The sequence below is a fragment of the Mycobacterium arosiense ATCC BAA-1401 = DSM 45069 genome, assembly GCF_002086125.1.
GTDB lineage: Bacteria > Actinomycetota > Actinomycetes > Mycobacteriales > Mycobacteriaceae > Mycobacterium > Mycobacterium arosiense.
The window spans coordinates 1-334 of the sequence record NZ_MVHG01000279.1; the positions used below are offsets into that span (position 1 = coordinate 1).

The following is a 334-nucleotide window of genomic DNA, read 5'->3' on the forward strand; positions in this document are numbered from 1 at the left end:
CCGCGATCCAGCAGCGACACCTCGCCAACCGCCACCGAGGCGTCGGCCACGACCGCCTCGATCACCCGGCCGAACCAGCCGACCATCCGCTCGATGGTGGACCGGTCATACAGATCCGTGGCGTACGTCAATACGCCGGCGGCCATCGGCGATCCCGCATCCTCGCTGGGCACTTCGCTGAGTTGGATATCGATGTCGAATTTGGCGGTGCGAGTGCCCACCATCAGCGGCTCGACGCTGACCCCATCCAGCGCGACCTCGGGGCGCGCATTGTTCTGGAGAACGGTGGCCACCTGGAACAGCGGATGATGCGACGTCGAGCGCACCGGGTTGA

The 334-nt window shown here is 66.2% G+C and carries 1 protein-coding gene; it reads right to left on the minus strand.

The genetic code is table 11. The annotated features are described in order from the left end of the window. Positions 1–293: hypothetical protein (locus BST14_RS28495; RefSeq protein WP_245845856.1), on the minus strand; the 293-nt coding region annotated here is incomplete at its 3' end. Positions 294–334 lie beyond the last annotated feature (41 nt).